At 61.2% G+C, this 24,246-nt stretch carries 21 protein-coding genes and 1 pseudogene; 11 read left to right on the top strand and 11 right to left on the bottom strand.

Annotated features, from left to right (window positions below; translation table 11 throughout):
* Window positions 1–116: pseudogene (locus BM70_RS33640) on the top strand (IS110 family transposase); the annotation flags it as partial.
* A 428-nt stretch (window positions 117–544) separates the two neighbouring features.
* Window positions 545–778 carry a hypothetical protein gene (locus tag BM70_RS0116245; protein WP_010212068.1) on the top strand — a complete coding sequence of 78 codons (234 nt, stop codon included), beginning with the start codon at window positions 545–547 and terminating at the stop codon, window positions 776–778.
* Window positions 779–1,110: 332 nt separating this feature from the next.
* On the opposite strand, the gene sulA is transcribed toward BM70_RS0116245, so the two are convergent.
* A complete protein-coding gene (gene sulA, locus BM70_RS0116240; protein ID WP_025856991.1) occupies window positions 1,111–1,584 on the bottom strand; it encodes an SOS-induced cell division inhibitor SulA in 474 nt (157 codons plus the stop codon).
* Window positions 1,585–1,594: 10 nt separating this feature from the next.
* A complete protein-coding gene (gene lexA, locus BM70_RS0116235) occupies window positions 1,595–2,203 on the bottom strand; it encodes a transcriptional repressor LexA (RefSeq protein ID WP_003172575.1) in 609 nt (202 codons plus the stop codon).
* Window positions 2,204–2,466: 263 nt separating this feature from the next.
* On the opposite strand from lexA, the gene BM70_RS0116230 reads away from it, so the two are divergent.
* Both BM70_RS0116230 and nagZ read left to right on the top strand, forming a co-directional pair.
* The gene (locus BM70_RS0116230) at window positions 2,467–3,174 is read left to right on the top strand and encodes a TetR/AcrR family transcriptional regulator (RefSeq protein ID WP_025856990.1); all 708 of its coding nucleotides are present in this window, start codon (window positions 2,467–2,469) and stop codon (window positions 3,172–3,174) included.
* Window positions 3,175–3,308: 134 nt separating this feature from the next.
* A complete protein-coding gene (gene nagZ, locus BM70_RS0116225; protein WP_025856989.1) occupies window positions 3,309–4,319 on the top strand; it encodes a beta-N-acetylhexosaminidase in 1,011 nt (336 codons plus the stop codon).
* A gap of 111 nt (window positions 4,320–4,430) precedes the next feature.
* Here nagZ and BM70_RS0116220 read toward each other — a convergent pair whose 3' ends face one another.
* The 3 genes from BM70_RS0116220 to mfd are packed head-to-tail and all read right to left on the bottom strand — an operon-like array spanning window position 4,431 to window position 11,161.
* Window positions 4,431–7,124, bottom strand: a complete 2,694-nt coding sequence (locus BM70_RS0116220) for a DEAD/DEAH box helicase (RefSeq protein WP_025856988.1) — start codon at window positions 7,122–7,124, stop codon at window positions 4,431–4,433.
* Between the two features lie 9 nt (window positions 7,125–7,133).
* Window positions 7,134–7,700, bottom strand: a complete 567-nt coding sequence (locus BM70_RS0116215; protein WP_025856987.1) for a CsiV family protein — start codon at window positions 7,698–7,700, stop codon at window positions 7,134–7,136.
* Window positions 7,701–7,711: 11 nt separating this feature from the next.
* Complete coding sequence (gene mfd, locus BM70_RS0116210) at window positions 7,712–11,161, bottom strand: transcription-repair coupling factor (protein ID WP_025856986.1); 3,450 nt, start codon at window positions 11,159–11,161, stop codon at window positions 7,712–7,714.
* A 340-nt stretch (window positions 11,162–11,501) separates the two neighbouring features.
* Here mfd and BM70_RS0116205 point away from each other — a divergent pair, with 340 nt between their 5' ends.
* Window positions 11,502–12,965, top strand: coding sequence for a glyceraldehyde-3-phosphate dehydrogenase (locus tag BM70_RS0116205; protein ID WP_025856985.1), 1,464 nt, complete (start codon window positions 11,502–11,504; stop codon window positions 12,963–12,965).
* 155 nt (window positions 12,966–13,120) lie between these two features.
* Here the strand turns inward: BM70_RS0116205 and BM70_RS0116200 are convergent, their stop codons facing one another.
* Entirely contained in the window at window positions 13,121–13,654 is a 534-nt protein-coding gene (locus tag BM70_RS0116200; protein WP_025856984.1) for a chalcone isomerase family protein, read from the bottom strand.
* A 260-nt stretch (window positions 13,655–13,914) separates the two neighbouring features.
* On the opposite strand from BM70_RS0116200, the gene sthA reads away from it, so the two are divergent.
* Entirely contained in the window at window positions 13,915–15,309 is a 1,395-nt protein-coding gene (sthA, locus tag BM70_RS0116195; protein WP_010212052.1) for a Si-specific NAD(P)(+) transhydrogenase, read from the top strand.
* A 42-nt stretch (window positions 15,310–15,351) separates the two neighbouring features.
* On the opposite strand, the gene BM70_RS0116190 is transcribed toward sthA, so the two are convergent.
* Window positions 15,352–16,074, bottom strand: coding sequence for a glycerophosphodiester phosphodiesterase (locus BM70_RS0116190; RefSeq protein WP_025856983.1), 723 nt, complete (start codon window positions 16,072–16,074; stop codon window positions 15,352–15,354).
* A 44-nt stretch (window positions 16,075–16,118) separates the two neighbouring features.
* Entirely contained in the window at window positions 16,119–16,703 is a 585-nt protein-coding gene (locus BM70_RS0116185) for a PilZ domain-containing protein (protein WP_025856982.1), read from the bottom strand.
* Window positions 16,704–16,797: 94 nt separating this feature from the next.
* On the opposite strand from BM70_RS0116185, the gene BM70_RS0116180 reads away from it, so the two are divergent.
* The 3 genes from BM70_RS0116180 to BM70_RS0116170 all read left to right on the top strand — a co-directional run bounded on the left by BM70_RS0116180 (window position 16,798) and on the right by BM70_RS0116170 (window position 20,045).
* Entirely contained in the window at window positions 16,798–18,048 is a 1,251-nt protein-coding gene (locus BM70_RS0116180; RefSeq protein ID WP_025856981.1) for a lipoprotein-releasing ABC transporter permease subunit, read from the top strand.
* A 7-nt stretch (window positions 18,049–18,055) separates the two neighbouring features.
* Complete coding sequence (gene lolD, locus BM70_RS0116175; RefSeq protein WP_003218941.1) at window positions 18,056–18,739, top strand: lipoprotein-releasing ABC transporter ATP-binding protein LolD; 684 nt, start codon at window positions 18,056–18,058, stop codon at window positions 18,737–18,739.
* A gap of 61 nt (window positions 18,740–18,800) precedes the next feature.
* On the top strand, window positions 18,801–20,045 hold the full coding sequence (locus tag BM70_RS0116170) for a lipoprotein-releasing ABC transporter permease subunit (protein WP_025856980.1): 1,245 nt from the start codon (window positions 18,801–18,803) through the stop codon (window positions 20,043–20,045).
* A 106-nt stretch (window positions 20,046–20,151) separates the two neighbouring features.
* On the opposite strand, the gene BM70_RS0116165 is transcribed toward BM70_RS0116170, so the two are convergent.
* Complete coding sequence (locus BM70_RS0116165) at window positions 20,152–21,498, bottom strand: heavy metal sensor histidine kinase (protein WP_025856979.1); 1,347 nt, start codon at window positions 21,496–21,498, stop codon at window positions 20,152–20,154.
* Window positions 21,495–22,175, bottom strand: a complete 681-nt coding sequence (locus BM70_RS0116160; RefSeq protein ID WP_025856978.1) for a heavy metal response regulator transcription factor — start codon at window positions 22,173–22,175, stop codon at window positions 21,495–21,497. Before BM70_RS0116160 ends, BM70_RS0116165 begins: the two co-directional genes overlap by 4 nt.
* Window positions 22,176–22,331: 156 nt before the next feature.
* Here BM70_RS0116160 and BM70_RS0116155 point away from each other — a divergent pair, with 156 nt between their 5' ends.
* Both BM70_RS0116155 and queF read left to right on the top strand, forming a co-directional pair.
* Window positions 22,332–22,844: a plastocyanin/azurin family copper-binding protein gene (locus BM70_RS0116155; protein WP_025856977.1), complete on the top strand. Its 513-nt coding sequence runs from the start codon at window positions 22,332–22,334 to the stop codon at window positions 22,842–22,844.
* Window positions 22,845–22,913: 69 nt separating this feature from the next.
* A complete protein-coding gene (gene queF, locus BM70_RS0116150; RefSeq protein WP_025856976.1) occupies window positions 22,914–23,744 on the top strand; it encodes an NADPH-dependent 7-cyano-7-deazaguanine reductase QueF in 831 nt (276 codons plus the stop codon).
* A gap of 143 nt (window positions 23,745–23,887) precedes the next feature.
* Here the strand turns inward: queF and BM70_RS0116145 are convergent, their stop codons facing one another.
* Window positions 23,888–24,154: a DUF4404 family protein gene (locus BM70_RS0116145; RefSeq protein ID WP_025856975.1), complete on the bottom strand. Its 267-nt coding sequence runs from the start codon at window positions 24,152–24,154 to the stop codon at window positions 23,888–23,890.
* Between the last annotated feature and the right edge of the window lie 92 nt (window positions 24,155–24,246).

Genomic DNA, 24,246 nt, shown 5'->3' with positions numbered 1-24,246 from the left:
AGGCGGCGGTGAGATTGGCCAACCGCAACCTGCGTATCCTCTGGGTACTCCTACAAAACGATCAGGTTTATCGTCGCCAGTCGGGCAAGAGCCAAGAGGCAATGATGAGTTACTGAGCTAAAGCGTTCTGCCATCGGGGCGTAAAACCGCTCCAACCCATGCTAAAGAACATTGACCCCAGGTCAGACCGTCGCGGATAGATGCCTTGGCTCCTACCGGCCCTCGAGGCCTTACTGTAATAGGCATACCGCGAGCTTACCCAATGTTGGCCAGAAGCCGCCCAGGCTTCCTCGAATAGGCCTGATACATAGATGCAACCGGGTAGCAGTGTTCAAAAGCGGGTTGACAGTGGGGGCGAGTCCATACATAGGAGCCGGTTTGCCGGCTTGGAGTGTCAGGTACACCGTGTTGATGCCATCGCCGGCAAGCCGGCTCCTGCAGACCGGCGACCATTCATCAAGCTGTCAACAAACCAGGCCAGATCCTCAGCGAAACGTAGCGGATGACTGATATAATCCCGGCCTTTCGTGGAGAACAGACTTTTATGCCGACGTCCTTTCTGGAAATTGTTGAGTTGCCTGACGGCCGAATCGAGCTGCGCCGGGCTGAGGACGAGGGTTCTCTGGTCATTCTGGATTTTTCCGAGGACGCCAAAGTCTTCCTGCAGGGCCAGCACGTGGAAGTGGCTAAAGCCATGTTGAGCGTGGGTGTGCAGATGGCAGGTCGTCTGGCCGAAGGCGAGCCGGAGAAAGAAGACGGACCGCGGGTTCTTCACTGAGTTCTGCGAGAAGCGTACAGGTTGTGGTCAGCGGACTTGTTTATGCTCACCGGGCTTGTTTTGGTGAGCTGGGCTGTTGTGGTGAGCGGGCTTGTGTGGTGAGCGGGCTTGCCCCGCGCTGGGCTGCGAAGCGGCCCCTGAACCAAGCACCGTGGAATACCTGACATACCGCATTAAATCGATTTAGGGCTGCTTCGCAGCCCAGCGCGGGGCAAGCCCGCTCACCACACAAGCCCGCTCACCACACAAGCCTGTTCACCACAACAGCCCGCTCACCACAACAAGCCCGTTTAGTACGACAAGCCTGCTCATCCCACAAGCCCGGTCAGCACTTATCCCAATCGAATATTCAAGCTCTGGGCATCGCCCGTACGCGCGGCGCTGATCAGTTGCTGCTTGGCCGTAGCATTCAGCGGGTTCAACCAACTCACCACGGTATGGCTACGGCCAAGGCGCAGCGCTTCGCAGGTCAACTGCTGGGCACTTTGCGCGCCACGCGGTTGCAGTAACAGGATGCGCTCGCGGTTGAGGCCGGCGTCCCGTAGCCAGGCCTGGGTCAGGCTGGCGGGCGGGGCGATCAGCGTCAGCCAGCGGGCGTCCTGCTCTTCGCTCAATTCGCGAAGGATCGGCGCCAGCAGGCTCAGGCAGCTCCCAGCTGCACCGCGCAACGACAATTCACTGAACGCCTCAGGCTCGGCGCTCCAGGGCGCTTCGATCGTTTCCTTGAGAATGGGCGCAAGGGGTTGGGCCATGAAGGCCTCGAACAGCGACAGTTGTGTGTGTTGTGGGGTGTGCACGAGCTGCATGATGCCTCCTTTAGCGGCGAATGACGCCGACGCTCAAGCCTTCGATCACCAGGTCCTGATCTTTCAGGTTCACTTCAATCGGGGCGAACTCAGGGTTCTCGGCCAGGAGCCAGACCTTGCTGCCTTCGCGCTTGAAGCGTTTGACGGTGACTTCGTCGCCGATACGGGCAACGACGATCTGGCCATTACGGGCTTCGCGGGTGGTGTGGACGGCCAGCAGGTCGCCGTCGAAGATGCCCACGTCCTTCATGCTCATGCCATGGACCCGCAACAGGTAGTCGGCGCGAGGATGGAAGAAGGTCGGGTTGATGTTGCAGGATTCCTCGACGTGCTGCTGCGCCAGGATCGGCGCACCGGCGGCGACGCGGCCGATGATCGGCAGGGTCGATTCGTCGGCCTTGGCTTCGAAGCCAGGGATGCGAATACCGCGCGAGGCACCGGGGGTCATCTCGATCGCGCCTTTGCGAGCGAGGGCCTTGAGGTGTTCTTCGGCGGCGTTGGGGGACTTGAACCCCAGTTCCAGCGCAATTTCCGCCCGTGTCGGCGGGTAGCCGTTGTCATCGAGGCAGCGCTTGATAAAAGCCAGAATCTCAGCTTGGCGTGGCGTCAGTTTTAGCATGTTGATCGCTCTGTCTTTTTATACAGTGACTGGGATTATATACAGTGAACTGCGCTTGGCAATCATCCTTTTCTACCGCTCCGCTGGACGGTCATCCGACCTGCTTCCCACGAGGCCGAGATAGCGCTGCCTACAGACCGGCAAGGATGTGATTAAATAGCGATGAAATACATGACTGCCCGGCCGGAAAGCGAACCCGCAGGCTTGACAAGACACAACCTGAAACGTATGTTTCAAACAAGTGTTTGTCAGGCGGAGTAGCCATGGCCCAGTCGGAAACCGTTGAACGCATTCTCGATGCTGCCGAGCAGTTGTTCGCGGAAAAAGGATTTGCTGAAACTTCACTGCGGCTGATCACCAGCAAGGCTGGCGTCAACCTGGCCGCGGTGAACTACCATTTCGGTTCGAAAAAAGCCCTCATCCAGGCCGTGTTCTCGCGCTTCCTGGGGCCGTTCTGCGCCAGCCTCGATCGCGAACTCGAGCGTCGCCAGGCCAAGGCCGACCACAAGCCGACTCTGGAAGACCTGCTGGAAATCCTTGTTGAACAGGCTTTGGTGGTTCAACCCCGCAGCGGCAACGACCTGTCGATCTTCATGCGCCTTTTGGGCCTGGCGTTCAGCCAGAGCCAGGGCCACCTGCGGCGTTACCTGGAAGACATGTACGGCAAGGTATTCCGCCGCTACATGTTGCTGGTCAATGAGGCCGCCCCGCGTATTCCGCCGATCGAGCTGTTCTGGCGTGTGCACTTCATGCTCGGTGCCGCGGCGTTCAGCATGTCGGGGATCAAGGCATTGCGGGCGATTGCCGAAACCGATTTCGGTGTGAATACCTCCATCGAGCAGGTGATGCGCCTGATGGTGCCGTTCCTCGCCGCCGGCATGCGTGCCGAAACCGGCGTGACCGACCCGGCCATGGCCGCCGCTCAATTGCGCCCACGCAGTAAATCCGCGCCAGCCCCCGCCAAGGTTTGACCTCCGGGTGTGCGCAGCCGCTTGCATCCGCTAAGCTAGCGGCCCATGCCGAATTCAGCTATTTACTCACAACCCGTTGTTCTCACTGTGCCTGGTGAGAGCAACGGGTTGTGTGCGTTATTTAAGGAAGGTTTATGACTGCTGCCCTGCAAGGTTCTTTGATGGTTGACGTTGCCGGTACCTGGCTGACGGCCGAGGATCGTCATCTGTTGCGCCAGCCTGAAGTGGGCGGCCTGATCATTTTTGCGCGCAATATCGAGCATCCTCGGCAGGTGCGGGAGTTGAGTGCGGCAATTCGTGCCGTGCGCCCAGACCTGCTGTTGGCGGTCGATCAAGAGGGCGGTCGTGTACAGCGCCTGCGCCAGGGCTTTGTACGCCTGCCGGCCATGCGTGCGTTGGCGGATAACCCCAACGCCGAATATCTGGCCGAGCAGTGCGGTTGGATCATGGCGACTGAAGTGCTGGCCGTGGGGCTGGACCTGAGCTTCGCCCCGGTGCTGGACCTGGACTACCAGCGCAGTGCCGTGGTCGGCACCCGTTCCTTCGAAGGTGATCCCGAGCGCGCCGCCGTGCTCGCTGGCGCGTTCATCCGCGGCATGAACAGCGCGGGCATGGCGGCTACCGGTAAACACTTCCCGGGCCATGGTTGGGCCGAGGCGGATTCCCACGTCGCGATTCCCAATGACGAGCGTAGCCTGGAACAGATTCGCGCCAATGACCTGGTGCCTTTCGCACGCCTGAGCCGGCAGTTGGCGGCAGTCATGCCGGCCCACGTCATCTACCCGCAAGTCGACGCCCAGCCTGCCGGCTTCTCGCGCCGCTGGTTGCAGGACATCCTGCGCGGCGAGTTGCAGTTCGATGGGGTGATTTTCAGCGATGACCTGTCCATGGCAGGGGCTCATGTGGTCGGTGATGCGGCCAGCCGTATCGAGGCCGCGCTGACGGCGGGTTGTGACATGGGCCTGGTGTGCAATGATCGCGCGGCGGCTGAGTTGGCGTTGAGTGCGGCGCAGCGGATGAAGGTCACACCGTCGGCGCGCATCGCGCGGATGCGTGGGCGGGCGATGGCTTCGACGGAATACAAGCAGGATCCGCGTTGGTTGGCGGCGCTGACGGCGTTGCGGGATGCTCAACTGATTGGCTGAAAACCGCGGCGTGGCCTTCGCGAGCAAGCCCGCTCCCACATTCGACCGAGTTCCAACTTTGGAATGCAGTCAAATGTGTGTGCGGGCTTGCTCGCGAAAGCGGTCTGGAAGTCAGCGCTTTTCTTGCTTATTCGGCAACGGTGCAAACAACGCCTCGATATCCTCATTGCCCAACTGCCAATCCCCGGTCGTGCGCCCATCCAGCACACCCGCCGCCAAGTCGGACTTTTCCTTCTGCAGGTGCTGGATTTTCTCCTCCACCGTGCCTCGGGCAATCATCTTGTAGACGAACACCGGCTTCTCTTGCCCGATGCGATACGCACGGTCGGTGGCTTGGTTTTCCGTGGCCGGGTTCCACCACGGGTCGTAGTGGATCACCGTGTCGGCTTCGGTCAGGTTCAGGCCTACGCCCCCGGCCTTCAGGCTGATCAGAAAAATCTGCAGCTTGCCGCTCTGGAAGTCCTTCACCGGCGTGCGCCGATCCCGGGTCTGACCTGTCAGCAGGGCGTAGGCGACACCGCGCTTTTCAAGCTCGACTTCGATCAGGCTGAGCATCGAGGTGAACTGGGAAAACAACAGGATCCGCCGACCTTCTTCAAACAGCTCTTCGAGCATTTCCATCAGGCTGTCGAGCTTGCCCGAGCTGCTGCCACGGGCGGGCAGGGTGGCGTCGTTGACCAGGCGCAAGTCGCAGCACACCTGGCGCAGTTTCAGCAGCGCCTCAAGAATGATGATCTGGCTGCGTGCCACGCCCTTGCGGGTAATCTCGTCACGCACCTTCTTGTCCATGGCCAGGCGCATGGTTTCGTACACGTCGCGCTGGGCCTCATTGAGGTCGACCCAATGGATGATTTCGGTCTTGGGCGGCAACTCCGTGGCGACCTGTTCTTTGGTACGACGCAGCAGGAAGGGTTTTATCCGACCGTTGAGGTGCTGCAAGCGCACATCACTGGCGCGCTTTTCGATGGGGACGCGGTAATCGCGGTTGAAGCTTTTCACGTCACCCAGCCAGCCTGGCAGCAGGAAGTGGAACAACGACCACAGCTCGCCCAAGTGGTTTTCCAACGGCGTGCCGCTCAGGCACAAACGCTGCCGGGCATTCAGCTCGCGTGCCGCCTGGGCCGCCTTGCTGGACGGGTTCTTGATGTACTGGGCTTCATCGAGGATCAGCACATGCAGGGGCAGGTCCTTGAGCAGGTCGATGTCCTTGGGCAGTAGTGCGTAGGTGGTCAGCAGCAGGTCGTAGTCCTGCAGGTTAGTGAAATGTTTCTTGCGGGCTGCGCCATACAGCGCCAACACCTTGAGTTGCGGCGTGAAGTGCGCCGCTTCATCCAGCCAGTTAGGAATCAGGCTGGTGGGCATCACCACCATGCAGGGGCGATCCAGGCGACCGGCGTTTTTTTCACTGAGAATATGCGCCAGGGTCTGCAGGGTTTTGCCCAGGCCCATGTCATCCGCAAGTATCCCGCCGACATCAAGCTGGCGCAGCGACTGCATCCAGCTCAAGCCTTCCAGTTGGTACGGACGCAAGGTCGCGTTCAACCCTTCTGGCGCCACGCAGGTGAAGTCCTTGATGTCCCGCAGGCGCTGGGCGAAGTTGCGGATCTTCTCGCCGCCTTCCCATTGCAGCGGCAGGTCTTCCAGCGGGTTCAACCGAATCGCATCGGCCTTGGCCAGGCGCAATGTAGTGGTGCCGGCGTCCTGCAAGTAGAACTCGCCGAGGGTAGCCAGCACCGGTTTCAGGCGGCCGTAGGGCAGGGCGACTTGCAGCGGGCCATGGCCGCCGTTGGGCAGGCCGGGGATGTTCACCAGGATCAGTTCATCATCGCGGCGGCGTGCGAGTTTTTCCGGGTTGAGGATTTCGGTGTGGGAGCGCATCAGGTTCAGCAGGATCGGCAGCAGGCTCAGCCGTTCACCGTTGACGATAATGCCCAGCTCCAGGTCGAACCAATCGCGCTCCGGGCCTTCATCGACGGTGGCGTACCAGTCGTCGACGGCGCTCAAGTCGAAGCCGAAATCCTCATCGATCTGCAGCTCCCAGCCCTCGGCGCGCAAGGTCGGTGATGCGTTGAGGGTGAAGTTCAGCCAGGCGCTGTCATTGACCATCTCGAACAGCTCGCCGGCGCTTTCAGGCAGCGCCTTGCTCTGGCGCGTGGCGATCTTGAAACCCAACAGGCGCAGCTGTTCACGGTACGGCTGCTCAAGCTCCGGATGGCGCTTGATGCGCAGGCTCTGGGTTTCCTGACGCACGATGATGTCGGCGTTTTTTTGCCCGCTGACGTAGTTGCCCAAGTAGTTGAACGACAACGCCGCACGGTGCTGGATGTAACGTTGCATCTTGCCGTTGCGTGGCTCAAATGCACTGAACTCGACACTGGCCAGCCACAAACGCGGCACGGGCACGACATCCTCCATCACCACCTGCGGCACCGCCACGCGGTTTTCCAGTACGGCCTGGAGTTTTTCCAGCAGCTCGGCATCCTGTGCGGCGGCCGGATAGGCCAGGGTTTCCTGGACCTTGAGCAGCACCGCCGCGATGTGTTTGCAGTTGGTGTGCACCGGGCAGGTACAGCGGCTGTCCACCAGGATCAGCGTGCCCTTGGCCGACTCCCGCAGCGAAATAGTCTGCCGGTAGACGTTACCGCCCGAGCCTTCGCAACTGGCGATGATGGTGCTGTCGCCGGACTCGACGATGCGCACGCGGTTCTCCAGGGCATAACGTCGCCCGCGCTCCAGGCTTTGCTCTTTGAAGCGATTGGCCCACGAAGGGGCCAGGGGTTTGGTCAGCGACGACGTCAGGGGCATGGCGCTGGATCAGTCCTGAATGTCGGGCGGTGGTGCGCTGGGGGGCTTGGCGGTCAGCGAGGTGATCTTGATCAGCAGCGCCAGGTGGCCGCCGTCCAGGTAATTGAGCTGGTTGTTCTTGGTGCGCACATCGGTCTGGCTCAAGTGTTCACTGGCGATCACGCTGCCGTTGGCGTCGAACTGGTTGATCCAGAAGTTCGCGTCGATATCGGTAAAGCGCCCCAGTTGCAGGCTCAACACGCCCTCGATGGGAAACTGACCGAACTGCTCTTGGCCGTCGGTGATGGCGACTTTGACCGGTTGCTCGCCAAGGTTCTGCTCCCAGGCCTTGTGTGCCAGCACGGTGTAGCTTGAGTCGGCACGCAGCTTGTCGACGATATTGCTCAGGCGCGGCGGGCTCAACTTATCACCCAGGCGCACGGCGCCAGCATCCCAGTTTTCCGGCGCGGCGCGGCTGTTGATCACCGGCTCCGCGTTCTGGCGCACCAGGATCATTTCCACCTGGTACGGGCTATCGGCGAACGCCGCAGGTGCCACTACCACCAACAACAGGCTCAAAATGCGGAACAGGCGCATTGGGGCGTCCTTCAAGCAGATTTCGGGATGAGGCGTTCGAACAACGCCTCCAACGTATTAAAGCGTTCTTCGGCACGTTCCATCGGCACCATGAACTTGAACAGCGTAGCCCCTTCGAACTTGTAGCGGTTGGGCTGGCCCTGGATCAGCTTGATCAGTACCAAGGGGTCCACCGGCGTCTGCGCTTCGAACTCGATGCGTCCGCCTTGCGGCCCGGCATCGACCTTCTTGATGCCCAACTGCTCGGCCTGCAATTTGAGCAGGGTCAGGCGCACCAGGTTCTTGGTCGGCTCCGGCAGCAGGCCGAAGCGGTCGATCATCTCCACCTGCAGGTCCTTGAGGCCTTCTTCGTCGGTGGCCGAGGCGATGCGTTTGTACAGGATCAGCCGCGCATGCACGTCCGGCAGGTAGTCTTCGGGAATCAGCGCCGGCAAACGCAGGTTGATCTCCGGACCGCCGCCCAGCGGTTGATCGAGATTCGGTTGCTCGCCTTTGCGGATGGCTTTTACCGCGCGCTCAAGCATCTCCATATACAGGGTGAAACCGACCGCCTGGATCTGCCCGCTCTGGCCGTCGCCCAGCAGTTCGCCGGCACCACGGATTTCCAGGTCGTTGGTGGCCAGTACAAAGCCGGCGCCCAGGTCCTGTGTATTGGCAATGGCCTCCAGGCGTTTTTCCGCATCGCCGGTGATTTGCTGGCGCGGTGGTGTCAGCAGATAGGCATAGGCCTGGTGATGACTGCGCCCGACGCGGCCGCGTAATTGGTGAAGCTGCGCCAGGCCGAACTTGTCGGCGCGCTCGATGATGATGGTGTTGGCGCTCGGCACGTCGATGCCGGTCTCGATGATGGTCGAGGCGATCAGCACGTTGAAGCGCTTGTGGTAGAAGTCGCTCATCACCTGTTCGAGTTCACGCTCGCGCATCTGCCCGTGGCCGATGGCGATACGCGCCTCCGGCACCAGTTCGGCGAGGTCGGCGGCGCATTTCTCGATGGTCTTCACGTCGTTGTGCAGGTAGTAAACCTGCCCGCCGCGCAGCAGTTCGCGCAGCAGCGCTTCCTTGACCGTGCTTTTGTTCTGCTCCATCACAAACGTGCGCACCGACAAACGACGTGCCGGCGGCGTGGCGATGATCGACAGGTCGCGCATGCCCGACACCGCCATGTTCAACGTGCGCGGAATCGGCGTGGCGGTGAGGGTGAGGATGTCGACTTCGCTGCGCAGGGCCTTGAGCTGTTCTTTCTGGCGCACACCAAAGCGGTGTTCTTCGTCGATGATCACCAGGCCCAGGTTCTTGATCTTCACATCATCCGACAGCAGTTTGTGCGTGCCGATGACGATATCGATCTTGCCTTCCGCCAGATCGGCGACGGCCGCATTCACTTCCTTGGCCGATTTGAAGCGGCTCATCACTTCCACGGTCACCGGCCAGTCGGCGAAGCGGTCGCGGAAGCTGTTGTAGTGCTGCTGGGCGAGCAAGGTGGTGGGAACCAGGATCGCTACTTGCTTGCCGCCATGCACTGCAATAAAGGCGGCGCGCATCGCCACTTCGGTCTTGCCGAAGCCCACGTCACCGCACACCAGGCGGTCCATCGGCTTGGGCGCGAGCATGTCGGCGCGTACGGCTTCGATGGTGGTTTGCTGGTCTGGGGTTTCTTCGAAGGCGAAGCCGGCGCTGAAGGTGGCATAGTCGGCTTTCGGGTCGGCGAAGGCGTAACCCTCTCGGGCGGCGCGACGTGCATAGATGTCGAGCAGTTCGGCGGCGACATCGCGCACCTGCTCGGCCGCTTTGCGCTTGGCTTTCTGCCAGGTCTCGGAGCCCAGGCGGTGCAACGGCGCCAGGGCATCGTCGCTGCCGGTGTAGCGCGCGATCAGGTGCAGGCTGGCCACCGGCACGTAGAGCTTGGCGCCCTCGGCGTATTCCATGGTGAGGAATTCGGCGGCCTGGTTGTCGATCTCCAGGGTCTGCAGGCCCAGGTAGCGGCCGACGCCGTGATCGATATGCACCACCGGCGCGCCTTCGCGCAGTTCTGTGAGGTTCTTGATCACTGCGTCATTGTTGGCGTCGGCGCGTTTTTCACGGCGACGCCGCTGCATCACGCGCTGGCCGAACAGCGGGCTTTCGGCGATCAGCGCCAGGGCTGGGTCGTCCAGCAACAGGCCTTCATCCAGCGGCGCAATGGTGATCGCCAGGGGTTCTTTGCTGGCGACAAAATCCGGCCAGCTGTCGACGGTTTTCGGGCGCAGCTTCAGGCGTTCCAGCAGCTCCAGCAACACCTCGCGACGGCCCGCAGACTCGGCGGTAAACAGCACGCGGCCGGGGAAGTCGCCGAGGAAGTTGGACAGCGCCTCCAGCGGTTGCGTGGTTTTGGCCTGGATCGCCAGGTCGGGCAACGTGCCCGCGGGGAAGCGCTCGCGGCCGACGCCGGTGTCGACATCCTGCTGGCTGGCGACCACGCGCGGCCAGTTTTTCAGGCGTGCGAAGCAGTCTTCCACCGGCAGGAACAGTTCGGCGGGCGGCAATAAAGGACGGGAGGGGTCGACGCGGCGCTCTTCGTAGCGGTTACGCACGTCGTTCCAGAAGTTTTCCGCCGCCTGCTCGATACCCGGCAGCGAGAACACTTGGGTGTCCTGGGGCAGGTAATCGAACAGGGTGGAGGTTTCGTCGAAGAACAGCGGCAGGTAGTACTCGATACCGGCCGGTGTGATCCCGCTGCTCAGGTCCTGAAAGATCGGGCAGCGGCGGAAGTCCACGTCGAAGCGTTCACGAAAGCGCGCCTTGAAGCGGGTGACCGCGTCTTTTTGCAGTGGGAATTCCCGTGCCGGCAGCAGCTTGACCGAGTCGACCTTGTCGATGGAACGCTGGTTTTCCGGATCGAAGGTACGCAGCGTCTCGATTTCGTCATCGAACAGGTCGATGCGATAGGGCAGTTTGCTGCCCATCGGGAACAGGTCGATCAACGCACCGCGCACCGCAAACTCACCGTGCTCGTACACCGTGTCGACGCAGCGGTAGCCGCTGGCTTCCAGACGTGTGCGCATCTGCTCTACGTTGAGCTTCTGGCCGATGTCCAGGACCAGGCTGCTGCCGAGCAGGAATTTGGTCGGCGCCAGGCGATGCAGGGCCGTGGTGATCGGCACCACCAGCACGCCGTGGGCCAGTTCCGGCAGGCGGTACAGGCTGGCGATGCGCTGGGAGATGATGTCCTGGTGCGGCGAGAACAGGTCATAGGGCAGGGTTTCCCAGTCGGGAAAATGCAGCACCGGCAAATCGGGGGCGAAGAAGCTCAGCTCCTGCTCCAGCCGTTCGGCGCTCTGGCTGTCGGCAGTGAGCAGCAGGGTAAAGCGCTTGGCTGCGCTGGCAGCCTCGGCGATGGCCAGGCTCAGGGCGGCACCGGGCAGGTTGCCCCAGTGCTGTTTACCTGCCGCGGCAGGGAGAAGCGGTAGACGCAGAACGGGCACGGAAGGTTGAGCTCCAAGCGTTGCGACAAAGTCGGTAATTGTAACGGCCCAAGGTGCCGCCTGTCAGTTTCTGACTGAGCCTATTACGGTTTGTAGGAAATGTAGTGGCTAAGACAAACAATGGCGTGTTTTGACTCAATATGTAGTGCCGAAATACGCGATTGTTTAGGAGGGTTACGGACAAGTCGGCACGCTTTCCCAACTGGTGGCCTTCTGGAACCCGCGTATTTACTGGGCTGTAGCGGGGCGGTATTTTTTGGCAAGGGGTTTTTGTTGTAGGACGCGCATTGCTCCGAGGGCGGTCGGGCGGCATAATGTAGCCCCTTTTTTCAGCCCCTACATGTGGAAGGTTCCCGTGACTCAGAAGCCCGACCAGTGTCTTGGTGAATGGATCGACCGTGAAGCACTCGCAGAAGCGATGATCCCGCTTATCGGTCAGCTGTACCGCAATAACAATGTGGTGAGCTCGATCTATGGCCGCAGCCTGATCAACCAGTCCGTCATCGCGATTCTCAAAGCCCACCGCTTTGCACGCCATCGCTCTGCCGACGACAGCGAACTCTCCGTCCACGAAACATTCCCACTGCTCAAGGCCATGAGCGAGCTCAAGCTCGGCGCGGCGTCGGTAGACCTGGGCAAACTGGCCTACAAATTCCGTAAAGAAGGCAATGGCCGCAGCGCCGAGCAGTTCGTACGCGAAGAAATGGCCGAAGTGGTTGGCCAGCAAAACGCCGCGGCCCGCAAGGGCACCGACGTTGTCCTGTACGGCTTTGGCCGTATCGGTCGCCTGCTGGCACGTATCCTGATCGAAAAAACCGGTGGCGGCGACGGCCTGCGCCTGCGTGCCATCGTGGTGCGCAAAGGCGCCGAGAATGACCTGACCAAGCGCGCCAGCCTGCTGCGTCGCGATTCGGTACACGGTCCGTTCAACGGCACCATCGTCATCGACGAAGAAAACAACACCATCACCGCCAACGGTAACCTGATCCAGGTGATCTACGCGAAGAACCCGTCCGAGGTGGACTACACCCAGTACGGCATCAAGGACGCCCTGCTGGTGGACAACACCGGTGTATGGCGTGATGCCGAAGGCCTGGGTCAGCACCTGGCCTGCCCGGGTGTCGACCGTGTTGTTCTCACCGCGCCTGGCAAGGGCAAGCTGAAGAACATCGTTCACGGCATCAACCACACTGAAATCACCGCTGACGACAAGATCGTGTCCGCCGCTTCCTGCACCACCAACGCCATCGTGCCGGTGCTGAAGGCAGTGAATGACAAGTTCGGTATCGTCAACGGCCACGTCGAGACCGTTCACTCGTACACCAACGACCAGAACCTGATCGACAACTTCCACAAGGGCGATCGCCGTGGTCGCAGCGCCGCGTTGAACATGGTGATCACCGAGACCGGTGCTGCCACCGCCGCTGCCAAGGCCCTGCCTGAGCTGGCCGGCAAGCTGACCGGTAACGCGATCCGTGTTCCGACGCCAAACGTGTCGATGGCCATCCTCAACCTGAACCTTGAGAAAGCCGCCACCCGCGAAGAGATGAACGAGTACCTGCGCTACATGGCGCTGCACTCCGATCTGCACAAGCAAATCGACTTCGTCAATTCCCAGGAAGTGGTCTCCACCGACTTCGTTGGCTCGCGCCACGCCGGTGTGGTGGACGCGGAAGCGACCATTAGCCAGGACAACCGCGTTGTGCTGTACGTCTGGTACGACAACGAGTTCGGCTACAGCTGCCAGGTTGTGCGTGTGATGGAAGACATGGCCGGGGTCAACCCGCCTGCGTTCCCGCGTTAAGCGTTTGCGTTGAATGAAAAAGCCCCGACTGGTTCGGGGCTTTTTCATGCCTGGGAGTTTTTGGTGTTTGGGCGGGCCTCATCGCCGGCAAGCCGGCTCCTTGGGGGGGCATTCCATTGTAGGAGCCGGCTTGCCGGCGATTGCGGTCTAACAGGCTACCTGAGCAATTTGTCACGCAAACTATCCGACAACCCATTAGGCGCCAGCCAAATGCCCAGGTAAGCCCTCGCTAGCTCCTCATCGCGACTGCTGAACACCACTTGCCCATTGATCTCCAGGTTCAAACCACGTCCCGGATGAAAATCCAGGGCATACCGATCGCCGCTGCGGATATCGCGAAAACTGGCGTGCAGTTTGTCTATTTCGGACTTCAGTCGGGCGCTGGCCTGCTGGCGCTGCAGCGTGGCAGTGGCGGCTTTGATCACATCATTGCGGTCGATGTCACGGAAGTAGTACAGCGTCAGGCGCAACGCTTTTTGTTGCGCCCAAGCCTGCTTGGCGCTCAGGTCGGACGGGGCGTACAGCGCAGCCGCGTAGACATCCGCCCAGAGGTAGGTGAGCACTGCCTGGTTTTTCAGCGCCAACGCCTGGGCCTGTGCCGGGAAGTCAGCCTGCTTGAGCCGATCCGCCTCATTGGCGTTTGCCGTGATCGACAGCATCAGCAATAAACAGAAAACTAAATGCCGCATAATGGCCCGTCCTGAAAAGATGCGTGGCTACAGGTTAATTCATTTTCCGGCAGCGGCAGGGTTCAGGGATAATCTGCGCTGTGTAGTAAAGGCAAGACTGGCCTACGACGCGACCAAGGGTTAATGTTCGCGGCGTTGAGCCTTATATAGACTGTGCCCCGGTTCACACACTTGAGCCAAATTGTCCTTCATGACCGCTGGCCGCGGCATGATTTAGCCCGGCGTCCAACCGTACGCCTGGCCTGTTCTGAGGAGTACGCATGGCTGTCTACAACTACGACGTGGTGGTACTGGGTTCCGGCCCGGCTGGAGAAGGTGCGGCGATGAACGCCGCCAAAGCTGGGCGCAAGGTGGCGATGGTCGATAGCCGTCGCCAGGTCGGCGGTAACTGCACCCACCTGGGCACCATCCCGTCCAAGGCCTTGCGTCACTCGGTGCGCCAGATCATGCAGTTCAACACCAACCCGATGTTCCGGGCCATTGGTGAGCCGCGCTGGTTCTCGTTCCCGGACGTGCTCAAAAGCGCCGAGAAAGTCATCTCCAAGCAGGTTGCTTCGCGTACCGGCTACTACGCCCGTAACCGTGTCGACCTGTTCTTCGGCACCGGCAGCTTCGCCGACGAGCAAACCATCGAGGTGGTCTGCCCCAACGGCGTGGTCGAGAAACTGGTGGCCAAGCACATCATCATCGCCACCGGTTCGCGCCCGTATCGCCCGGCGGACATCGATTTCCACCACCCGCGTATCTACGATAGCGACACCATCCTGAGCCTGGGCCACACCCCGCGCAAACTGATCATCTACGGCGCCGGTGTGATCGGCTGTGAATACGCCTCGATCTTCAGCGGCCTCGGTGTATTGGTCGAGCTGGTGGACAACCGCGACCAGTTGCTGAGCTTCCTCGACTCGGAAATCTCCCAGGCGTTGAGCTATCACTTCAGCAACAACAACATCACCGTGCGCCACAACGAAGAGTACGAGCGCGTCGAAGGCCTGGACAACGGGGTGATCCTGCACCTCAAATCCGGCAAGAAGATCAAGGCCGACGCCTTGCTGTGGTGCAACGGTCGTACCGGCAACACCGACAAGCTGGGCATGGAAAACATCGGGGTCAAGGTCAACAGCCGTGGCCAGATCGAGGTGGACGAGAACTACCGTACCTGCGTGACCAACATCTACGGTGCCGGTGACGTGATCGGCTGGCCGAGCCTGGCCAGTGCCGCCCATGACCAGGGCCGTTCGGCCGCTGGCAGCATCGTCGACAACGGCAGCTGGCGCTACGTCAACGACGTGCCGACCGGGATCTACACCATTCCCGAGATCAGCTCGATCGGCAAGAACGAGCACGAACTGACCAAGGCCAAGGTGCCTTACGAAGTGGGCAAGGCGTTCTTCAAGAGCATGGCGCGTGCGCAGATCGCCGGTGAGCCGCAAGGCATGCTGAAGATCCTGTTCCACCGCGAAACCCTTGAGGTACTCGGCGTGCATTGCTTCGGCTACCAGGCGTCGGAGATCGTGCACATCGGCCAGGCGATCATGAACCAGCCGGGTGAGCTCAATACCCTCAAGTATTTCGTCAACACCACGTTCAACTACCCGACCATGGCGGAAGCCTATCGGGTAGCGGCCTACGACGGCCTCAACCGGCTTTTTTGAGCGGCTCCGGCCGGTGGCCTGAGCCGGCCGGGGAGACCGATTTCAGTAATTCCCGAGAGTGGCAGTGGCCAAACCGGGAAAGTCTGTAATCAGGCTATCTACGCCGAAGTCGGCGAGCCTGCGCATCAGCGCAGGTTCGTTGACTGTCCACACGGACACGTGCAAGCCCTGGCGCTGGGCTTTTTCCAGGCGCTCAGGGGTGCACAACGTCCAGTTCAACGCCAGAATCTCACAGCCATAGTTCTGCGCGACTTTCAAAGGGTCGAGCCAGGCGTATTCGGCGACCAGGCCGCGTGACAGGTCGGGGGTGAGTTCAACCGCTGCTTTCAACACTTCCCGCGAACTTGAGGTGACGGTGACTTTGTCCATCAGGCCAAAGCGCACGGCCATTTCGCGGATCGCCAGCACGGTGGTGGCGGCGCGGGTGCGCGACGCGCTTTTGACTTCCAATTGCCAGTGATCGAAATCGCACGTTTCGAACAGCTCTTCCAGGCGTGGGATCGGGCAGGGCTTGACCCAGCCCGGGCCGCCTTTGCGTGCGTCCATTTTCACCAGGTCCGCCGCCGAATACTCGACGACTTTGCCGCGCCGGTCGGCGGTGCGCTTGAGGGTCGGGTCGTGGATGACCATCAGCTCGCCGTCCATGGACAGGTGCAAATCCAGTTCGCAGCGGCGTACACCGTGCTTGAGGCACTCCTGGAAGCTGGTCAGGGTGTTTTCCGGTGCTTCGCCTTTGGCACCGCGGTGGCCGTAGATCAGGGTCACAATTGCTCCTTTGCGCCAGGTGTCCTGGCTGTGTGAATACGAACTCAGGTGTCTTGGGCGTCGCTCTGTTCCCGTGCCAGGCGCCGTTCCTGGGCCTGTTTCTGCAGGATGTAGCGCGCCAGCAGTTGGCGTTGGGCATCGGTCATCGATTCGAATTCAGTGCCCACATCAAAGCCTGTGCCCTTGGGGTCGCAATGGGTGACGCGGGCGCGCAGCAGCAGGCCGAGCGCCTGGGGCATCAGCACCAGCTTGACCGCCAGGTGTGCGCCCGCCGGCAGGGGCGTGGGGTGCTGGAAGTCGATGCCCCCTTCGGAAATGATCACCGGCTGCGGGGCGCCGACTTCATCCAGCAGGCCGCGCGCCATGATCTGGCTGAGCAGGTCCACGCGTTTGTTCTGCACGCGCAGGAAGGCGGCGAGGGTGCGATCCTTCTCGCTGAGCTGACGGAGCAGGTGCTGGGCTTCGAACTCACTCAGGTGCAGTTCGCTGAGCAGATTGAACAGCGGCGAATCATCCAGCAACACTTCCTTGCTCGCCGCTTCGGGGGCCGACAGGCTTTTGATTTGAAGTGCGATCATGTCGTCGATACGGTAGTATTCGCGGCGTTCTTCTTCATCTAATGTCGACATGGCGAACCCCAGGTAACGGTAATGGTCTGAGTGTAAAGCTGCTTACCAGACCCCGCCACCGGGACGTCTTCTTTTCCTCCGAACAAGCCCCGACATGTTCAGACCTCTCTTCGTATTTATCGGCACGCGTTATACCCGTGCAAAGCGCCGCAATCATTTTGTGTCGTTCATTTCCCTCACCTCGATGATCGGGCTCGCCTTGGGCGTGGTCGTGATGATCGTGGTGCTGTCGGTCATGAATGGCTTCGATCATGAGATGCGCACTCGCGTGCTGGGCATGGTGCCCCACGCTACCATCGAGGGCGATGCGCCCATCAGCGACTGGCAGAGCCTGGCCGACAAGGTCAAGCAGAACCCCAAGGTGCTGGCGGTTGCGCCCTTCACCCAGATGCAGGGGTTGCTGACCAATGACGGCAAGGTGCAGAAGATCCTGCTCAATGCCATCGACCCGGCCCAGGAACGCAACGTCTCGATCATCGACAAGTTCATGCTGCAGGGCAAACTCGACGACCTGGCGCCCGGCAGTTTCGGCATCGTCATCGGCGACAAGGCTGCGGCCAAGCTCGGTGTGGGCGTCGGCGACAAGCTGACCTTCGTCGCGCCGGAAGTCACCGTGACCCCGGCCGGCATGTTCCCGCGCATGAAGCGCTTCACCGTGGTGGGCACCTTCCACGTGGGCGCCGGCGAGATCGACGGCTACCTCGGCCTGACCAACCTCACCGACCTGGCCCGCCTGCATCGCTGGCAGCCGGATCAGGTGCAGGGCCTGCGCCTGAAGTTCAACGACCTGTTCGACGCACCGCGCGGCGCCTGGGAAATCGCCCAGCACTTGGGCGAGTCCCAGTACTATGCGCGCGACTGGACCCGTACCCACGGCAACCTGTACCAGGCCATTCGCATGGAAAAAGCCATGATCGGCCTGCTGTTGCTGCTGATCGTCGCCGTCGCCGCCTTCAACATCATCTCCACGCTGGTGATGGTGGTGAACGACAAGAAGGGCGATATCGCCATCCTGCGTACCCTCGGCGCGACACCGGGACAGATCATGGCGATCTTCATGGTGCAGGGCACCGTGATCGGCGTGGTCGGCACCTTGATCGGCACGGCCGTCGGCATCCTGGCTGCGTTGAACGTGAGTGCCGCCATCGCCGGCCTCGAAACCCTGATCGGCCACAAGTTTCTCAACGCCGACGTCTACTTCATCGACTACTTGCCGTCCCAGGTTCAGGCCCAGGACGTGTTGATGGTGGGCGGCGCTGCGTTGGTCCTGAGTTTCCTTGCCACCCTGTATCCAGCCTGGCGCGCGGCACGTACCCAGCCAGCACAGGCCTTACGTTATGAGTGAATCGGGCATGAGTGAAAAAGCAATCCTGAGCTGCCGCAACCTGGGCAAATCCTACGAGGAAGGCCCGGAATCGGTGGTGGTGCTGTCCAACCTGCAGCTTGAACTGCATCCAGGCGAACGCGTGGCGATCGTCGGCAGTTCCGGTTCCGGTAAAAGTACCTTGCTGAACCTGCTGGGCGGCCTTGATACGCCGTCCCAGGGCAGCGTGTGGCTGGCCGGTGAAGAACTGTCGGCCCTGGGTGAAAAGGCCCGTGGCCAACTGCGCAACCGTTCGCTGGGCTTTGTGTACCAGTTCCACCACCTGTTGCCGGAGTTCACCGCCCTGGAGAACGTGTGCATGCCGCTGCTGATCGGCAAGACCGCGATCCCGGAAGCCCGCCAGCGCGCCCAGGCCCTGCTGGAGCGTGTTGGCCTCGGCCATCGCCTGGAGCACAAGCCGGCGGAACTGTCCGGTGGCGAGCGCCAGCGTGTGGCGATTGCCCGTGCCCTGGTGAACAACCCAGGGCTGGTGATGCTCGACGAGCCCACCGGCAACCTCGACTCCCACACCGCCCAGGGCATCAAGGACTTGATGCTGGAACTGAGCACCCAGATGCGCACCGCGTTCCTGGTGGTGACCCATGACATGAGCATGGCCCGCCAGATGGACCGCGTGCTGCACTTGCAGGAAGGTCATCTGGTCGCCATCTGACCCGTTTCAAGCCCGGTGCTGCAAGCGCCGGGTTTTTTCATTTTTTCAACGGTGCCCGCGAATGTTCAGACCGTTATCGATTTTCATCGGCACGCGCTATACCCGCGCCAAGCGCCGTAACCGTTTTGTTTCGTTTATCTCGATGACTTCGATGATCGGCCTCGCCCTGGGCGTGCTGGCGATGATCGTGGTGTTGTCGGTCATGAACGGCTTCCAGCGCGAAATGAGCTCGCGCATCCTTGGCATGGTGCCCCACGCGACCATCGTTGGCGTGAACCCGATCGACGACTGGCAGCCCGTGGCCGCCGCCGCGATGAAGAATCCGCAGGTGACGGCCGCCGTCCCTTTCACGCAGATGGACGGCATGTTCTCCTACAAGGGCGCGATGCAGCCGATCGAGATCAGCGGTATCGATCCTGAGCAGGAAGGCAAGGTGTCGATCGTGGCCCAGCACATCGTGCGCGGCAAACTGGATGACCTGAAGCCTGGCGAGTTCGGCGTGGTGGTCGGCGAAATCACCGCCCGACGCTTCCGCTTGAACGTGGGCGACAAGCTGACCCTGATCGTGCCGGAAATCAGCACCGCGCCGGGTGGCATCACCCCGCGCATGCAGCGCTTGAACGTGGTGGGCATCTTCAAGGTCGGCGCCGAACTGGATGGCTCCATGGCCATGATCCACATGGCCGACGCCGCAGAGATCCAGCATTGGCAGCCGAACCAGGTGCAAAGCGTGCGCCTGGCGGTGAAAGACCTGTACGCGGCACCCAAGGTCTCGTCAGACATCGCCGCCAGCCTGGGCACCGGCTACAAGCCCGATGACTGGACCCACACCCAGGGCAGCCTGTTCAGCGCGATGAAGATGGAAAAGACCATGATCGGCCTGCTGTTGCTGATGATCGTCGCCGTGGCGGCATTCAACATCATCGCCACCTTGATCATGGTGGTGAACGACAAAGGCGCGGACATCGCGATCCTGCGTACCATCGGCGCCACGCCACGGCAGATCATGGCGATCTTCATGGTGCAGGGCACGGTGATCGGTGTCGTCGGCACCTTGATCGGCGGCATATTGGGCGTGATCGCGGCGCTGAACGTGAGTGAGCTGGTGGGCTGGGTAGAGCGGGTCACCGGGCAGCATATCTTCAGTTCGGATGTGTATTTTGTCAGCAACCTGCCTTCGGAGCTGCAGGGCGGGGATGTGCTGCTGATCTGCACAGCCGGGTTTGTGTTGAGCTTTTTGGCGACGATTTACCCGGCGTATCGGGCGGCGAAGATTGAACCGGCGCATGCCCTGAGATATTCGTAATATTCAAGACCGCTATCGGGGGCAAGCCCCCTCCCACATTTCGAATGTATTCACAAATCACCCTGTGGGAGGGGGCTTGCCCCCGATAGGGCCGGTACAGCTTGCATCAATCTCCAGCAGGCAACTCAATCACAAACCGCGTCCACCCCGTCCCGGATTCACAATAAATCCTCCCTCCATGCGCCCGCACAATCGACTGGGTAATCGCCAGCCCCAACCCTGCATGCTCGCTGCTGCCTTCGTGCCGTGCCGGATCGGCCCGGTAGAAGCGGTCAAACAACCGGGGCAGCAACTCGGTTGGAATGCCATCCCCGGTGTTCTCGACTGAAAGCCTCACCCCATCCTCGATTTGTACACGCACTTCGCCGCCTGGCGGGGTAAATCGCAGCGCGTTATCCAGCAGATTCGACAGTGCCCGCCGCAACATCCCACGGTCGCCCGTCGTAATGGCCGTGCCCTCGCGCACCAGGCTGATCTGCCCGTCTTCCGCCAACAACGCAAAAAACTCCAGCAACGCATCGACTTCATCGGCCAGCGCCAAAGGCTCGCGCTTGGGCATCAGCAGCCCATGATCCGCCTTGGCCAGATAGAGCATGTCATTGACCAACTGCGCCATCCATTGCAGTTCCTCCAGGTTGCTGTGCAGCGCCTCGCGGTAATCCTCCAGCGGGCGTGGCTGGGTGAGAATGACCTGGGTCTGGGTCAGCAGGTTTGACAGCGGTGTGCGCAGTTCGTGGGCGATGTCGGCGGAGAACGCCGAGAGGCGCTGGAACGCATTGTCCAGGCGGCCGAGCATGGCGTTGAAGGCCTGGGCCAGTTCGGCCAGTTCCACCGGCATGTGTTGCTGGGGCAGGCGCTGGGTCAAGGAATGCGCCGACACGCCAGCGGCCACTTCACTCATGCGCCGCAACGGCCGCAATCCACTGCGGGCGGCCCACGCGCCGAGCAGGGCGGTCGCCAGGGCAGACAGGCCGACGGTGAGCCAGATCAGGTGCTGCATGCGCTGCAGGAAGTGCTGGTGGTGGGTGATATCGAGCATCAGGCTCAGTTGCGGCGAGTCGGGTTGGTCGGCCTTCAACGGCGCGTTGTAGACCCGGTAGTCGGTGCCGGCGTTTTGCAGGCTGTGCAGGCCGGGGGCGTCGGGCAAGCTGACGTTTGGCGCATCGTCCAGCCAGCGTTGGCCGGCCGCGGTGATACGCAGGGTCAGGTCGGGCTGGCGACTGAGCTCGACGCGCAATTGCGCCTTACGTTGGGCGAATGCATCCGCTGAGTCGACACCCTGCAAGGTGCTGCGCAGTGCGACCAACTTGCTGTCGAGCTGTTGCTGGTCCAGCTCAATGAAGTGCGCTTCGCTGGCGCGGTCGAACAGTACGCCGGCGATCAGCGACACCACGGCCGTGCACGCGGCAAACAGCAGCGCCAGACGGCTGGTCAGGGACAGGCGCTTGATCAATTGAAGCGCTCCTCGAGCACATAACCCATGCCGCGCACGGTGTGGATCAGCTTATTCGGGAAGTTATCGTCGACTTTCAGGCGCAGGCGACGGATCGCCACTTCAATAATGTTGGTATCGCTGTCGAAGTTCATGTCCCACACTTGGGAAGCGATCAGCGATTTGGGCAGCACTTCGCCCTGGCGGCGCAGCAGCAGTTCGAGCAAGGAAAATTCCTTGGCCGTCAGGTCGATGCGCTGGCCGTCCCGTTCGACGCGGCGGCGGATCAGGTCCAGGCGCAGGTCGGCCAGTTGCAGCGCGGTTTCCTGCGGCGTGCTGCTGCCACGGCGCAACAGGCTGCGCACCCGCGCCAGCAGTTCGGAAAAGGCGAAGGGTTTGACCAGGTAGTCGTCGGCGCCCAGTTCCAGGCCATGCACGCGGTCTTCGACGGCGTCGCGGGCGGTGAGGAACAGCACCGGAATGTCCAGGCCTGCGCTGCGCACGGCCTGGAGGATCTGCCAACCATCACGGCCTGGCAGCATCACATCGAGGATCAACAGGTCGTAGTCGCCGGTCAGTGCCAGGTGCTGGCCGCTGGTGCCGTCGGCCACCAGTTCGGTAATAAAACCCGCTTCCGTCAGGCCCTGGCGCAGATATTGGCCGGTTTTGAGTTGGTCTTCGACGATCAGCAGTTTCATGGGCGGCTCTTGGCAACGGGTGACGACGGCTTTATACCTTGGGTGCCAAGGCAGGGGGGCAACCTGACAAAGTTGTAATCTAGCAGTCAGCTGGCTGGCAGCGGCGCACTCTTAGAGTGTGCCCAGGTGAGTCAGGTATATTTTTGGAGAAGAGAGATGGCATTGCGTACACCCCTGTTGTTGGCGGGTTGCCTGCTGGTGTTGAGTTTTGATGCGATGGCCGATGCCGCCCACGCCTATGCGTTCGGCGAGGCGGCGCCTGCGAGCAAGGCCACGCGGACCGTGGAAGTGAACCTGCAGGACATTTCCTTTTCGCCCAAGTCCATTGACGTAAAAGCCGGTGAGACAGTGCGCTTTGTGTTGGTCAACAAGGGCCAGTTGCTGCACGAATTCAACCTGGGCGACGCGGCGATGCATGCCGAGCACCAGAAGGAAATGCTGCAGATGCAGGCCAGTGGCATGCTCACTGCCACGGGTATGGGCAAGATGGACCACAGCGCCATGGGCCATGGCGCGATGAAACACGACGATCCCAACAGCGTGTTGGTCGAGCCGGGCAAAACCGCCGAGCTGACCTGGACGTTCACCAAGGCCACGGGCCTGGAGTTTGCCTGCAACCTTCCGGGGCATTACCAGGCGGGCATGGTCGGCAAGCTCAATGTCGATTGATCCGCTGGCGCTTAGGCGCGGGGGCAAAGGCTGGTAGACTGGCGCGGTTTATTTAGCCAGGTTTCCGCCATGCATCCCGCAGCCGAACATTCGCCGCTGGGCAAGTCCAGTGAATACATCTCCACCTACACACCTTCGTTGCTGTTCCCGATCCCGCGTGCCGCCAAATGGGCCGAGCTGGGCCTGAGCGCCGAGACCCTGCCTTACAAAGGCGTGGATTTCTGGAACTGCTTCGAACTGTCCTGGCTGCTGCCGTCGGGCAAGCCAGTGGTGGCCATCGGTGAATTCAGCATCCCGGCCGACTCGCCGAACATCATCGAGTCCAAGTCGTTCAAGCTGTACCTCAACTCGCTGAACCAGACCGCGTTTGCCGACACGGCAAGTCTTGAAGCGACCCTGCGCACCGACCTCAGTGCCGCTGCCGGCAAACCGGTGAGCGTACGCATCCGCAGCCTGGCCGAGATCGAAGCCGAAGGCGTGATGGCATTGCCGGGCGTGTGCATCGACGACCTGGATATCCGTGTCAGCAACTACGAGCACCCGCGCCCGGAACTGCTGCGTTGCGATGACTCGCGCGTTGTCGAGGAGAGCGTGCACAGCCACCTGCTCAAGTCCAACTGCCCGGTGACCAGCCAGCCGGACTGGGGCAGTGTGGTGGTGGAGTACCGGGGCCACGCGTTGGATCACGCCAGCCTGCTGGAGTACATCGTGAGCTTTCGCCAGCACTCGGACTTCCATGAGCAGTGCGTGGAGCGCATCTTCCTGGACCTGCAGCGCTTGCTGAAGCCGGAGACGTTGACGGTGTATGCGCGGTATGTGCGACGTGGCGGGTTGGATATCAACCCGTATCGCAGTACAGAAGAAGTGGCGTTCCAGAACGTGCGCCTGGCCCGTCAGTAGCCTTCACTCAGAACCCAATGTGGGAGCGGGCTTGCTCGCGAATGCGGAGTATCAGTCAAAGATGTTGTGACTGATCTACTGCATTCGCGAGCAAGCCCGCTCCCACATTTTGACTTTGTGTTGGGTTTGGGTTTGGGTTTGCGTCAGATCCCGATATTGCCCAGGGTGATCACGATATTGCGCAATGTCCCGGCAATGCCCGGATGGTCCAGTTCAAAACCCTCCACCGCCCGGTTCACATCGTCAGCGATGCTGGGCGTCTGAGTAGCGGGTTCCAGTTGAAGTTGCACTTCAAACTTGGCGATCAACTCTTCCAGCGCTTCACGTTTTTCTGCGGGCAGTTCTGGATGATTCTCCAATTGCTCACGCACAATATCGGCCTGCTGTTGTAACTTTTCGCGATCAGGCATGACGTGTTTCCTTTTATCGATAGGCACTGGCATAGACCGCGGCACGCCGAGAAAGGTCTACGGACTGACCTGTAGATTAATCCACTGGCGCC

It is taken from the genome of Pseudomonas sp. CHM02 (genome assembly GCF_000612585.1).
GTDB lineage: Bacteria > Pseudomonadota > Gammaproteobacteria > Pseudomonadales > Pseudomonadaceae > Aquipseudomonas.
The sequence above is the reverse complement of the archived record's forward strand: the minus strand, read 5'-3'. Positions and strand labels throughout refer to the sequence as shown.